The organism is Nocardia halotolerans, assembly GCF_042650145.1.
Classification (GTDB): Bacteria; Actinomycetota; Actinomycetes; order Mycobacteriales; family Mycobacteriaceae; genus Nocardia; species Nocardia halotolerans.
Genome location: NZ_JBHSDL010000007.1, coordinates 241,440 through 254,950, shown reverse-complemented (window position 1 = coordinate 254,950; position 13,511 = coordinate 241,440). Strand labels below are relative to the sequence as shown.

At 67.9% G+C, this 13,511-nt stretch carries 9 protein-coding genes; 5 read left to right on the top strand and 4 right to left on the bottom strand.

Translation table 11 applies throughout. From position 1 onward, the window contains the following. The first annotated feature begins 64 nt into the window (after positions 1 to 64). The gene (locus tag ACFO5K_RS08375; protein WP_378558382.1) at positions 65 to 1,426 is read left to right on the top strand and encodes a S1 family peptidase; all 1,362 of its coding nucleotides are present in this window, start codon (positions 65 to 67) and stop codon (positions 1,424 to 1,426) included. An 89-nt stretch (positions 1,427 to 1,515) separates the two neighbouring features. After that, positions 1,516 to 2,835: a S1 family peptidase gene (locus ACFO5K_RS08370; protein ID WP_378558379.1), complete on the top strand. Its 1,320-nt coding sequence runs from the start codon at positions 1,516 to 1,518 to the stop codon at positions 2,833 to 2,835. 434 nt (positions 2,836 to 3,269) lie between these two features. On the opposite strand, the gene ACFO5K_RS08365 is transcribed toward ACFO5K_RS08370, so the two are convergent. After that, complete coding sequence (locus ACFO5K_RS08365; protein ID WP_378558376.1) at positions 3,270 to 3,941, bottom strand: hypothetical protein; 672 nt, start codon at positions 3,939 to 3,941, stop codon at positions 3,270 to 3,272. Between the two features lie 507 nt (positions 3,942 to 4,448). Between ACFO5K_RS08365 and ACFO5K_RS08360 the strand changes: the two genes are divergently transcribed. Next, complete coding sequence (locus ACFO5K_RS08360) at positions 4,449 to 7,679, top strand: (Fe-S)-binding protein (RefSeq protein WP_378558373.1); 3,231 nt, start codon at positions 4,449 to 4,451, stop codon at positions 7,677 to 7,679. A gap of 105 nt (positions 7,680 to 7,784) precedes the next feature. Here ACFO5K_RS08360 and ACFO5K_RS08355 read toward each other — a convergent pair whose 3' ends face one another. After that, positions 7,785 to 8,204 (bottom strand): PASTA domain-containing protein, encoded by a 420-nt coding sequence (locus ACFO5K_RS08355; protein WP_378558370.1) that lies wholly within the window; start codon positions 8,202 to 8,204, stop codon positions 7,785 to 7,787. Between the two features lie 175 nt (positions 8,205 to 8,379). Then, entirely contained in the window at positions 8,380 to 8,904 is a 525-nt protein-coding gene (locus ACFO5K_RS08350) for a YdcF family protein (protein WP_378558367.1), read from the bottom strand. A gap of 246 nt (positions 8,905 to 9,150) precedes the next feature. Between ACFO5K_RS08350 and ACFO5K_RS08345 the strand changes: the two genes are divergently transcribed. Then, entirely contained in the window at positions 9,151 to 10,473 is a 1,323-nt protein-coding gene (locus ACFO5K_RS08345) for a UDP-glucose dehydrogenase family protein (protein WP_378558364.1), read from the top strand. 80 nt (positions 10,474 to 10,553) lie between these two features. After that, on the top strand, positions 10,554 to 11,936 hold the full coding sequence (locus ACFO5K_RS08340) for an Hsp70 family protein (protein WP_378558361.1): 1,383 nt from the start codon (positions 10,554 to 10,556) through the stop codon (positions 11,934 to 11,936). Position 11,937: 1 nt separating this feature from the next. Here the strand turns inward: ACFO5K_RS08340 and ACFO5K_RS08335 are convergent, their stop codons facing one another. Continuing rightward, positions 11,938 to 13,212, bottom strand: coding sequence for a YibE/F family protein (locus ACFO5K_RS08335; protein ID WP_378558359.1), 1,275 nt, complete (start codon positions 13,210 to 13,212; stop codon positions 11,938 to 11,940). Positions 13,213 to 13,511: the final 299 nt, after the last annotated feature.

The following is a 13,511-nucleotide window of genomic DNA, read 5'->3' as shown; positions in this document are numbered from 1 at the left end:
TGCGCTGACCGACATGATCGCCGCCAACGGTGGTCTCGGTCACTCGTGCAGACGAAGGGATTTCATGCGCAAGTTGGTGGCGCGTCGCGCCGCGGTCAAGGCAGCCTCCGCCGGGTTCGCCGCGACTGTTCTCCTCGCTCCCCTGCTCGGCTCCGGTGTCGCAACGGCTGAACCCGCTGCGCCGCATCAACTTTCGGTTGACGCGTTGCCCGCCGAACTGGTGACCGCCCTCTCGCGTGACCTGGGGATGACGCCCACCGAATACCTCGATCGAGCCGCGCGCGCCCAGCAATTGCGCGACTACGCCACCGATTTCCGGGCCGAGCACCCCGACACCTTCGCCGGTGCCTGGCTCACGCCCGAAGGCAAGGCCGTCGTCGCCGTCACCGACACCGGCACCGGTGAGGTCGCCGCGGCCGACGGCTACCAGACCCATCTGGCCCCGATCTCGGCGAACGGCCTCGAGGGCGCGCTGATCCAGCTGAGCCAGTGGATCGCGCACCTGCCGCGCGAGATCTCCGCGCCGATCAGCTCGGTCGCCATCGACGTGCTCAACAGCCAACTGGTGCTCAACGTCGCCAACACCGGCACCGGTCACCTGCTGAACCTGCCGACCCTGATCGCCACCATCAAGGTGGTGCTGTCTCCCGGCGGCGGTGGCGCGGTGGAGAACCGGCCGATGGGCGGCGACACCTACATCACCGCGGCCAAGGACCTGCACGACGCCACCCTGCGCGGCGTGGACGTGTGCTCGTTCGGTTTCAACAGCACCGACGCCGCCGGCAACGCGCTCAACATCTCCGCGGGCCACTGCAACCCGAACGTCGAAGGCAACGGCCCGGCCGGTGTCTACCTGCCCAACGTGCGCGATCTGCCCAACAGCATCGAGGTGGGCACCTTCGCCAAGTCGGTGCTCGGCGGGCCCGCCGCCCTGGACTACTCGGTGATCGCGCTGAACGAGCGCGCGGTCAACGGCGGCATGGACCAGCCGCGGGTGCGTGGCGCCAACGGCACGTCACTGCCCATCACCGGCACCGCCGAACCGGTCACCGGCGCGCCGGTCTGCAAGACCGGCCAGTCCTCGACCTTCACCTGCGGTTTCGTGTCCGCCGACCGGGTCGAGACGCAGCTGTTCACCGCCGAGGGCATCAGCAAGACCATCCGCGGCTTCGCCACCAGCGCCTGCACCCTGGGCGGCGACAGCGGCGGCGCGATCGTGTCGGGCACCCTCGCACTGGGCATCACCAGCGGCTCCAACGCCGCCGAGGCGCCCAACTGCACCGAGGCCAACACCAAGCTCGCCCCATACGGCGGCACCGCCACCCTGGGTATCCCGATCCGGTCGATCCTGGCCGATATCGACGCCACCTCGGGCGGCGGAGTGGGCAGCGGAATCATGGTGCGTACCAAGTCCACCGCTGGCTGACACCGCCGAATCACCGAGCGGACCGGGTGAGCGAAATCTCTTACCCGGTCCGAGTAGGCATAACCGGCTCGAGCCCATATAGTTCGATCATGCTCCTGCCACGTATGGGTCGCACCCCCTTCGCGCGAAGCTCGCGCCGAGCTCGTAAGTCCGTGATCGCCGCTTCGGCGGCGATTCTGCTGTTCGGCCCCACGATGGCAGTCGCCGAAGCAGAACCCGGCGCGGAACTACCCGCCCAGCTGATCGAAGCGGTCACCCGCGACCTGCAGATCTCGCCGGCCGAGTACCTGCGCCGCGCCGATGTGGCCCAGCAGGTGGCCGGGTTCTCCACCACCGCGCAGCGCCAGTTCCCGCAGGTCTTCGGCGGTGCGTGGCTGAGCGATCAGGGCAACGCCGTCGTCGCGCTGGCCCAGGGCCCCGGCGCCGAAGAGGCCCGGGCCGCCGCCGAATCGGCCGGTTTCGAGGTGCGCAACGTCGCCAAGAGCGAGTCGACACTGCGCGGTGAGAAGACCGCGTTCGAGAACTGGCTCGACGCCGCCCCGCCGGAGATCTCCAACCTGGTGCGCGGCGTGGTCATCGACACCGTGAACAACACGATCGCGGTGCGCGTCGACCAGGCCGGCCTGCCGCTGCCGAGCTTCATCGACCCCGCCCGCGTGATCGTCACCGCCCCGCCCGTGGCGGGCGAACGGATCGACCTGTCGGCCGCCCCCGTCGCCGGTGACGGTGACGGCGCGCTGGCCGGCGGCGACGGTTACGCCTCGGTCGCGGGCGACTCGTCGCTGCGCTGCTCGCTGGGCTTCAACGGCACCGACCGCTCGGGCAACGTCATCAACATCTCCGCCGGACACTGCAACCCCGACCTCGACACGGCGGGCACCGCCACCGCCGCCGCCGTCTACGAGATGAACGGCGACGACGCAGGCGCTCAGCTCGGCACCTTCGCGAAGTCGGTGCTCGGCGAGCAGGACTACTCGATCATCCGGGTCAACGACAACGCCCGCCCGCGTTTCGAGAACAACCTGGTGCGGGTGCCCGGCGCCGCCCCGATCGCCGTCGACGGTGTGGGCATCCCGGTCGTCGGCGCGCCGGTCTGCAAGTCGGGCTCGCGCACCGGCTTCAGCTGCGGCGTGGTGAACGGTGTCGACCAGACCGTGCAGGTCGGCGACCGTCAGCTCACCCAGAGCTTCTCGGCCAACATCTGTGCCCTGCCCGGCGATTCGGGTGGCGCGATCATCACCGGCCGGCTGGCGCTCGGTATCTCCAGCGCGTCGTCGGTGGCCGACTTCCCGATCTGCGAGATCCCGAACATCATCGGCGCCATCACCGGCGACACCCCGCAGCTGTTCGCGCAGCCGCTGAGTGTGGTGCTCTCGGACAACCCGGGCCTGGCGGTTCGCACGAACTGATCCTGGCACCGAGCATGCCTCGCAAAGGCCGGTAGCGTCCGCTACCGGCCTTTGCCATGTCCGGGGCGGGTCCTCGGCTGCAAGTCCGGTGGCGCAGGCCCCGCTGCTGTTCCCCGGCCCTGTATCGGTCCGGTGGTTCGGCGTAATCGTGCAATCGGCCTGGTGTCAGTCAGTTTCTGATCGGGACTCGGTGGGTTGCACGAATTCGCCGACACTGCGGGGTCTTTCGCGAGACATCCACGGCCGGTCGCGCCCGGTGCATGTGAAGACGCCTCCCAAGGGGGGATTTGCCAGGAGCGCGTGAGTTCGGGGCGCTGCGTGGCGTCCAGGGGGCTGCAATCCCCGTCCAGGTACGCCAAAGGCCCCGTTCCTGATCGGAACGGGGCCTTTGTGAAAGGTGATCGGGCGTCAGCCCTCTCAACTCTCGGTTGCGTCTACTTCTTCGGCTTGTCAGCCCACGCGGTCGTGCCGTCCGGCGCCTGCAGGACGTTCAGCAGTTCGACGCCCGCGACCATCATGGTGGGGCCACCGATCGCGATCATGCCGATGACGCCGCCGATGGCCGCACCACCGACGATCCCGCCCAGGCACAGCGGCAGCGAAAATACGCCGACGCCCGCGATGCCGCCCGCGACACAGCCGATGATCGCACCGATGGCGGATCCGACGAAGGTGCCGATAGCAGTGCCGATGCTGAACTTCGAGGAGAAGTCGTTGATCGCCCGCTGGTTTTCCTGCACCGAGGCGATCGACTCCGCCTGCAGCACCGGCTTCACACCGACCTGGTGGGCAGTGACGTCCACGCCTTCAGGCTTCTCCGGGGTCAGCGCGAGAACGGTGGAGTCCTCGACGACCTCGGCCTTGGTCGGGATCTCGGTGCCGTTGATCGTGAAGGCGATCGGCAGCGCGACAACCACGTCACCGCTGGTGTCCTTGATCTCGGCGACCTGGGTCTTGGGCGCTTCGGGGGTCTCCCCGTCCTGCTCGACGATCGCGAAAGAGCCGTTCTTGACCGTGGCGACGACTGTCTTGTCGACCAGCTTCACCGAGTACTTGATGTCCTGCGGCGCCTCTTCGGCGTGGGCGGTGCCCATGGCAACGGTCATTGCCCCGATAACCATTGCGGCAGCCGCAGCGGTCCTACGGAAGTTCATTCAGGTTCCAATCCATCAGGTGTGATGCGCGTGCGATCCGCGACACGCGAGACTCGTCAAGTAGGCATCTCCTAATGAGACGTCGCCTACTTCTCCCCGAGCAGTGTGAAGACCGGCACAGCATGCAGAACAGTAGGAGCGTAATGGACGCAGACCGTAGAAGTCACATGAAATCGTTACCGAACGGGTAAGCCTGTCCTTAGCTGCCGCGCAGATCACTCACGGTTTACGGTGTTCACCGGTGAACACCGGAGCTTTCGGGCAAATATTTGTGTGACATTGCCCACAGGGCAGAATCCGGGACGAACCGCAGCGAACAAGGTCAGAGCGCAAATGTCGATCCTACGGTGGACAGCGGTAGTTACTGGCCGGTAACTTAGTGCCGGTTACGATACGAGCCAACCGGGTGAGTCCGTCTCACCCCGGACCCTCGTGTTGCCTCTAAAGAAAGGTCGCGACATGAATGCCCTGACAATCACGTTGGGCACGATTGGAGCTGTGCTCAGCCTGTTCTGTTGGGCGTCGTTCCTCGGCGGCGCATGGAACATCGGCAAAGCCGTGACGATCGGCCAGTCCGCACCGGACCGGTGGCGACCGTTCTTCCCGCGGTTCAAGACCATGGTCGTCGAGTTCCTCGCCCACACCAGGATGAACAAGTTCCGCACGGTGGGCTGGGCGCACTGGCTGGTCATGATCGGGTTCATGGGCGGTGCGATCCTCTGGTTCGAGGCCTACGGCCAGACCTTCGACGGTTCGTTCCACTGGCCGATCTTCGGCGACTGGGCGATCTACCACCTGTGGGACGAGATCCTCGGCATCGGCACCGTCCTCGGTATCACCGTGCTGATCATCATCCGCCAGCTCAACCACCCGCGGATCCCGGCGGGGCTGTCGCGTTTCAGCGGCTCGAAGTTCCTGCCCGCCTATGTGATCGAGGCGATCGTCCTCATCGAGGGCCTCGGCATGATCTTCGTCAAGGCGGGCAAGCTCGCCACCTACGGCGGTGCGCACGCCTCCACCGACTTCTTCACCATGCAGATCGCGAAGCTGCTGCCCGCGAGCCCGACCATGGTCTCGCTCTTCGCCTTCGTCAAGCTGATGTCGGGCATGGCCTTCCTGTACCTGGTCGGTCGCAACATCACCTGGGGCGTGGCCTGGCACCGCTTCTCCGCGTTCCCCAACATCTACTTCAAGCGTGAGGCCGACGGCGGCGTCGCCCTGGGCGCGGTCAAGCCGATGATCTCCAACGGCAAGGTCCTCGACATGGAGAACGTCGACCCCGAGGTCGACACCCTCGGCGCCGGCCACATGGAGGACTTCTCCTGGAAGGGCTGGCTGGACTTCACCACCTGCACCGAGTGTGGCCGCTGCCAGTCGCAGTGCCCCGCCTGGAACACCGGCAAGCCGCTCTCGCCGAAGCTGCTGATCATGTCGCTGCGCGACCACGGTTACGCCGCTGCCCCGTACCTGCTGGCCGGTGGCCGCAAGGACGCGGCGGGCGACGAGATCGGCCTGGTCGACGCCGACGGCAACCCCGACGAGGCCGCCCTGGCCAAGATCCCCGAGGCCGCCCGCGCCGAGGCCGAGCGGCCCATGATCGGCGGCCCGGAGGTCAACGGCGTGATCGACCCCGAGGTGCTGTGGAGCTGCACCACCTGTGGTGCCTGCGTGGAGCAGTGCCCGGTCGACATCGAGCACGTGGACCACATCATCGACATGCGCCGCTACCAGGTGCTGATCGAGTCGGAGTTCCCCTCCGAGCTGGCCGGTCTGTTCAAGAACCTGGAGAACAAGGGCAACCCGTGGGGCCAGAACTCCAAGGACCGCCTCAACTGGATCAACGAGATCGACTTCGACGTCCCGGTATTCGGTAAGGACGCCGACAGCTTCGATGGCTACGAGTACCTGTTCTGGGTCGGTTGCGCCGGTGCCTACGAGGACCGTGCCAAGAAGACCACCAAGGCCGTCGCCGAACTCCTCGCCACCGCGGGCACCAAGTTCATGGTGCTCGGCGCCGAGGAGACCTGCACCGGTGACTCGGCTCGCCGCGCGGGCAACGAGTTCCTCTTCCAGCAGCTGGCCATGCAGAACATCGAGGTCATCAACTCGGTGTTCGATGGTGTGGAGCAGTCCAGGAAGAAGATCGTCGTCACCTGCGCGCACTGCTTCAACGCGCTCAACAACGAGTACCCGCAGATCGGTGGCAACTACGAGGTCGTGCACCACACCCAGCTGCTCAACCGCCTGGTGCGCCAGAAGCAGCTGGTTCCGGTGTCGCCGGTCTCGCAGAACATCACCTACCACGACCCCTGCTACCTGGGCCGGCACAACAAGATCTACAACGCCCCGCGTGAGCTGATGGAAGCTTCGGGCTCGACCCTGGTCGAGATGCCGCGCCACGGCGAACGGTCCATGTGCTGTGGTGCCGGTGGCGCCCGGATGTGGATGGAGGAAACGCTCGGTAAGCGCATCAACGTCGACCGGGTGGACGAGGCACTGTCCACCAACCCGACCAAGATCGCGACCGGCTGCCCGTTCTGCCGCGTGATGCTCAATGACGGCGTCACCGCCCGTCAGGAGGACGGTCAGGGCGAGGGCGTCGAGGTCGTGGACGTGTCGCAGCTGATGCTGGACTCGATCACGCGCATCGATGCCGCCGAACTGTCGGCGAACCTGGTGGTCGTCCAGGAGCCGAAGGCCGAACCCGTACCCGTACCCGAGCCTGAACCGGCCCCCGTGGCCGCAACCGCAACCGCGACCGAAGAAGCCGCCCCGAAGGCTGCCCCCGCCGGTGGCGGCCTGGGTATGAAGGGCGGCGGCAAGGCGCCCGGCGGCGGGCTCGGCATGAAGGGTGGCGCCAAGGCACCCGGCGCGAAGGACGACGCCCCCACCGAACCCGCTCCCGCAAAGGGGCTGGGCATGAAGGGTGGCGGCAAGGCACCCGGCGGTGGACTCGGCATGAAGGGTGCCGCCAAGGCACCCGGCGCGAAGGCTCCGGCCGCCGAAACCTCCGAAGCGGCTCCCGCACCCGCTGCCCCGCCCGTCAAGGGGCTCGGTATGAAGGGTGGCGGCAAGGCACCCGGCGGTGGACTCGGCATGAAGGGTGGTGCGAAGGCTCCGGGTGCGAAGGCTCCGGCTTCCGATGCTCCCGCCGCCGAAGCCCCCGCTTCCGAGGCTCCGGCCACCGAAGCTCCGGCACCGGCCGCCCCGCCGGTCAAGGGCCTCGGTATGAAGGGCAAGGCCAAGGCTCCGGGAGCGAAGGCCCCTGGCTCTGCGTCCGCCGCACCGGCGGCACCGGCAGCTTCGGAGACGTCGGCAGCAGCGGCACCTTCGGAGGCTCCGGCCGCCGAACCCGCCGCTCCCACCGAAACCAAGCCCACGGTCGCCGCCAAGGGCCTGGCCATGAAGTCCGGCTTCAAGCGCCCCGGCCCCAAGGCTCCCGGCGCGCCGAAGCCGGCTGCCACGGAACCCGCGGCAGCCCCGGCTGAATCGGCAGCCCCGGCTGAATCGGCAGCCCCGGCTGAATCGGCAGCTCCCGCTGCACCGGCGGAACCCGAAGCTCAGGCAGACCCGGCCCCCGAGGCCGACTCCGCCGACAGCAGCGGCACCCCACCGGTGGCCCCGCCGACCGCCAAGCCCGGCGGCCTCGGCTTCAAGTCCGGCGCGAAGGCCCCCGGCCGCAAGAGCTGACAATTCGACACCGAACACCCGGTGAGGCGCGGATTCCCCGGAATCCGCGCCTCACTGCTGTCCGGCCGCCCTGCCCCACAGCCGAACCGACAGCATCACTGTCGGTCAGCACTGGCTGGGTTCGTCCTTCTTCACCACCGAAAGCACCGCTTCCCCTTCGCCGATCGGCGTACCCGGCACGGGTTCCTGGGCGACCACGGTCCAGTTGCGGTCCATCACCTGCGCCCGGCCTTTTCCGCTCGCGTCCTCGGAGCGGGAGAAGAACACTCCCGCCGCCTGGATGGCATTCTGCGCTTCCTGCAGGTTCATGCAGATCACCGTGGGCATGATCGCGGCCGGCGCGGGCTCGGGCGTGGAGGTAGGCGCGACGGCTTCGGTGGTGGGTGCGCCCGGGATGAGTTCGGACGCACTGGTCGTTGCGGCGGCCGGGGTGGTCGTAGGCAGCAACTCCGATGTCGCGCCGTCCTGGGCCGCGCACCCGGCGGCGCCCGCCAGCACCGCCATCGCGAAAACTACCGTCGGCACTCGACGCATCGACGAAACTACATTTCTCACAGAATGATTCATCGCGACAGTCCTTGTTCACAGGAACACCGGCGGTCGACTGACCGCTGTGGGCGACTCCCCCCGACAGGAGTGCGGGGCGAGCCTACATCCGCGATCACACCGGCCCGGTCGATACCGGCGAACCGGGTGCCGCTCAGCAGTCGGCGAACCAGGCCTTCACGTAACCCGCCGATTGGTAGGCGTAATCCCATGCCCAGCGCACCGGCGAGAGGTGGGGCCGGGGGTCTACGAAGAGGAGTTCACCGTCCCAGCACTTGCCGATGATGTATCGGGCGCGGGAGATGTGCGGGGTGAAGGTGACCACGATGACCCGGTCCCAGTCGGCGCCGAACCGGGCCAGCGCGCGCCCTTCCCCGAGGGTGGTGCGCGGGTCCGGGTCGAAGCAGATGACCTCGAAGCTGTAGCCGCCGTGGCAGATCCGGTTCACCATCGGACTGTGTTCGTAGGGGTTGGAGACCAGTACGCGCGGTGCGTATCCTTCGGCGGCCAGGCGCAGGCCGAGTTCTTCGCGTCCGTCGTGGGCTCCGCCGAGAACCAGGATCGCATCGGCGACTTGCGCCGCGTCGGTACGCGGTCGCACGTAGACCGGCCACAGCGCGATGACGGCGACCAGGGCCACGAGCAGTAGGGCGCCTGTGGTCGGGAGGATCCGGCGCATGCGTTCAGGGTAGCGAGACGTTTGGATGATCGGCGCACCATCACGACGGGTCGCGCACACACCGAGCACCAGCCCGCAGCGCGGCCGAGGAACCGAACCGTTGCATCACCCCGAACCGCATCACCGCAGGTAGAAGGCTCGCACATCAACCACCCCGCCGCCCGTTCCCACCTGTACACCAGATGTTGCGCCCGCCCTTGCCTCGCTGACGCGGCGTAGCCACGCGGGCCGCTTACCAACAGAACTATGCGATGCACAGTCTTCGGAACGGGGTACCTGGGGGCCACGCACGCGGCGTGTATGGCCGAGCTGGGTCACGATGTGGTCGGGGTGGACGTGGACCCCGGCAAGGTGGCCAAACTGGCCGACGGGGTGGTGCCGTTCTACGAGCCGGGCCTCGAGGAGGTGCTGCAACGCAACCTCGCCGCCGGCCGCCTGCGGTTCACCACCGACTACGCGGACGCCGCGGCCCATGCCGATGTGCATTTCCTGGGTGTCGGCACCCCGCAGAAGAAGGGCGAATACGGCGCGGACCTGAAATACGTGCACGCCGTGGTGGATACGCTCGCCCCGATGCTGGAACGCCCGACGATGATCGTCGGCAAATCGACCGTGCCGGTGGGCACCGCTGCCGCTCTGGGAATTCGGGCGAGGAAACAGGCCGGGGTCGAGGTGGAGGTCGCGTGGAATCCCGAGTTCCTGCGCGAGGGTTACGCGGTGCACGACACTCTGCGCCCGGATCGTCTCGTGCTCGGGCTCGACCGTGAGCGCGAGCTCGCCGAATGGGTGGAACAGCACATCTGTGAGATCTACGCCGACCTGATCGCCGCCGAAATCCCTTTCCTGCGTACCGATCTGGCCACCGCCGAATTGGTAAAAGTTTCGGCGAATGCCTTTCTGGCCACGAAGATTTCGTTTATCAACGCGGTTTCCGAGGTGTGTGAGGCCACTGGCGCCGATGTCACCATGCTGGCCGACGCGCTGGGTTACGACGCCCGGATCGGCCGCCGGTTCCTCAATGCCGGACTGGGTTTCGGCGGCGGCTGCCTACCCAAGGACATCCGCGCGTTCATGGCCCGCTCCGGCGAGCTCGGCGCTGATCACGCCGTGGCCTTCCTGCGTGAGGTGGACAACATCAACATGCGCCGCCGCACCAAGGTGGTCGACATGGCGGCCCGCGCCTGCGGTGGGTCCCTGCTCGGGGCGAACGTGGCGGTCCTGGGGGCGGCGTTCAAACCGGAGTCCGATGATGTGCGGGACTCGCCCGCGTTGAATGTGGCGGGCATGATCCAGCTGCACGGCGCTGTCGTGACGGTGTACGACCCGAAGGCAGTGGAGAATTCACGCCGGGTGTTTCCCACGTTGAATTACGCCACTACGGTGACCGAGGCGTGCGATCGAGCCGACGTGGTCCTCGTCCTCACCGAATGGAATGAATTCACCGCATTGACTCCCGCCGATCTCGACTCGGTGGTGCGTACCCGCTCGATCATCGACGGTCGCAATTGTCTGGATCGTGCCAGTTGGCGCGATGCCGGGTGGGTGTACGCGGGGCTCGGCACCCCGTAGAGTGACGACCCAAGCGGGGGCTACCGGTCGATTGTCCGGGTATGCAGGCTCCGCATGTCGTGCAACGAGATGGGCAGCTGATGAGTGCGGTTTTGGGAGTTTCGGTGGGGGCCGCCGCGGTGCGCCTCGCGCGCCCGCAGCACGGCGGAGCCCAAGGCGGCCACGACGGCGCCCATGGCCATACGGCACCGTATTCCTTCGCGCTGCAGTCGATGTCGATGCCCGAGCAGCACGCCGAGGAAGCCGCGGCCGACGCGATCGCCGCGACGCTGGCCGCCGCACCCGAGATCGCCGCCACCACCATCACCTTCCGCAGCGAACCGCAGGCCAGGGCGATCCGGGCCGCGATGGCACGCAGGCAGCTCACCAATTACCAGCTCGTCCCCGAAGCCGTTGCCGCCGTGCACTTCGCGCACGCGAGTGCCGATCTGCGTGAGGTTTCCACGCTGGCGGTCTACGACCTGGGCAGTTCGGGACTCACGGTGAGCGTGGTCGATGCCCGTACCAGCGATGTGCACCAGTGCGAGCGGATCAGCGACATCAGCGGCGACTACCTGGATTCGCTGATCAGGGAGCAGCAGATCGCGTCGGGCCGGATCGCGCATCCGGCCGATCCGGCGGGCCTGGCGGCGCTGGACGGTCTGTGCCGGGCGGCCAAGGAGCAGTTGTCGCACAGCAACGCGGTGGCGTTGCCCAGCGAGCAGGGGCTGGTGCTGCTCACGCAGGAGAATTTCGAAGCGCTGATGATGCTGGCGATCGAGTCGTCGGCGCGGATGACCCGCGATGTGATCATCCGCGCGCAGCATCCGGTGCAGGCGGTGCTGGTGCTCGGCGGCGGCGCCCGGATCCCGTTGATCGCGCGGGTACTCGAGCGCACGATCGGGGTGCCGGTGATCGTGCCCGCCGAGCCGGAGACGGCGCTGGCGCGCGGCGCCGCCCTGCTGGCCCGGCCCGCCCAGGTCACCCAGGCGCCGTCCGCGGCGACCGCCGTGGCGCTCGACGACATCGACGACGCCACCCCCGCCTGGCTCACCGCGCCGGCGCGTGGCCGGCGCCCGCTCAGCGCGCTCACCAACCGCGGCGGCCATCCCCGCCGCGAGCTGAACGCGGCGGTGCTCACGGTGAGTTCGCTGGTGGTGGTCGCGGCCATCGGGATCGGCCTCGGTTACGGCCCGCAGGTGCTCGAACGTGGTTCCTCCAGTGAGGATTCGCAGGCGGTGCCCGCCACCACCGTGCCGCGGCCGAGCGTGACCGCCCCGTCTCCACGCTCGGCGCCGACCACCGAGGCCGTGCACGGCACCGTCGCCGCGCCCCCGGCTCAGCAGGTCGTCGACAGCGAGCCGGCCACCACCGACGCCCCCACGCCGGGCCCCAACACCTTCACCGTGGTGCCGGGGCTCCCGCCGATCGTCGTGCCGACCATTCCGCCGATGGTGCTGCCCGGCTTCCCGCCGAGCCAGTAGTTCAGTGTCTGGCGTGGCGGGCGCGCTTGGGCGCCACGGCCACCTGCGTGGCGCCGAATGGCCGGGCGAGCAGCACCGCGATGGCGGTGGTCAACGGCACCGACAGGGCCAGGGCGATGCCACCGACCGCGGAGCGGGCGATCTCGATGGCCACCGCGTCACCGGTGAGCACGTCGGTGAAGGCCCGCCCGGCGACGCTGAACAGCAGCAGCAGCGGCAGGGCACCACCGGCGTAGGCGAGCACCAGGGTGTAGACGGTGCTGGCGATGTGGTCGCGGCCCACCCGCATCGCGGCGGTGAAGATCTCGCGCCGGGAAGCGCCTTCGTCGAGGGCGGCGAGTTCGAAGGCGGCCGAGGCCTGGGTGATGGTGACGTCGTTGAGCACACCGAGCGAGCCGATGATGAACCCGGCCAGCAGCAGGCCGGTGATACTGACGTGTTCCAGGTAGGTGGCCACGTTGGTGTTCTGTTCTTCGGACAGGCCGGTGAGGTTGGTGACTTCCAGCGTCAGCCAGGACAGCACCGCGGCCACCAGCATCGAGGCCAGTGTTCCGAGCAGGGCCGAACTGGTGCGCAGGTTCACCCCGTGTGCGAGGTAGAGCACCACGTAGAGGATCAGCGCACCCGAGACCAGCGCGACGGGTATGGCCGGTTTGCCGTCGAGCAAGGCCGGCAGGAGGAACATCACCACCACGGCGAAGGCGAAGCCCAGCCCGACGATCGCCCGGAATCCGCGCCAGCGCGCGACGATGCAGATGACGATGACGAAGGCGAGCACGATCACGGTGAGCGACATGCCACGTGAGTAGTCGTCGAAGCCGTACATGGTGATTCCGGCGGGGTCGGCCGCGCGCACCACCCGGATCTCGTCCCCGGCCCGCAGGTCTGGTTGTCCGGGCCCCGGCGCGATTTCGAACAGTGTCCGCTTGCCCTCGTCCGGCCCGGATTCGATCTCGATGATGCTGCGCTGACACGTGTAGGCCGCCACTCGCGGCGCCACCGGCTCCCCCGCGAACACCTTCCCGTTCGAAGGGCTGCCGCACGGCCCGATGTCCTGGCGGACCACGGTCGCGGACTCGGTCTGGAACGCTTCACCGGTCACCGTCTGCATGGGCAGCGGAATCTCGACATGCTGCGCACTGGGCCACAACATCACGGTCGCGACCAGCACCACCGCCCCGATGATCCCCAGCAGCCCCACAACTACCTTGGCCGCGGTAGCCCCGATGGCGATGGGACCCGAATGATCATGATGGTGGTGATGATGCTCGCTCACGCGAAAGAGCTTAAGGGTTCCCGTTTTCAAGAACGCGCACACACGCCCCGCGCTACACCCCCATCGAACCCACTCAACCTGGTCGCGGCACCCGCCAGCACCCACGCAACCGACCCTGGCAAAAGTTGCGAAGCGACCTCACGGGGAACGGGCTCACCCGCCACGAACGCGAAGCTTGCCGCCTCCCATAGTCTCCCCGCACTCGGGTCTGGCCAGAAGTCGCGAAGCAGCAGGCGAGCACATGGGTAACTCGCCGGGAACGAACCAACTCACCCCGCCGCCAACAGTCGGCCGCCAAC

Coding starts and splice junctions, on each gene's coding strand:
- ACFO5K_RS08375 (WP_378558382.1), top strand. CDS start 65: ATGCGCAAGTTGGTGGCGCGTCGCGCCGCGGTCAAGGCAGCCTCCGCC.
- ACFO5K_RS08370 (WP_378558379.1), top strand. CDS start 1,516: ATGCTCCTGCCACGTATGGGTCGCACCCCCTTCGCGCGAAGCTCGCGC.
- ACFO5K_RS08365 (WP_378558376.1), bottom strand. CDS start 3,941: ATGACCGTTGCCATGGGCACCGCCCACGCCGAAGAGGCGCCGCAGGAC.
- ACFO5K_RS08360 (WP_378558373.1), top strand. CDS start 4,449: ATGAATGCCCTGACAATCACGTTGGGCACGATTGGAGCTGTGCTCAGC.
- ACFO5K_RS08350 (WP_378558367.1), bottom strand. CDS start 8,904: ATGCGCCGGATCCTCCCGACCACAGGCGCCCTACTGCTCGTGGCCCTG.
- ACFO5K_RS08345 (WP_378558364.1), top strand. CDS start 9,151: ATGCGATGCACAGTCTTCGGAACGGGGTACCTGGGGGCCACGCACGCG.
- ACFO5K_RS08340 (WP_378558361.1), top strand. CDS start 10,554: ATGAGTGCGGTTTTGGGAGTTTCGGTGGGGGCCGCCGCGGTGCGCCTC.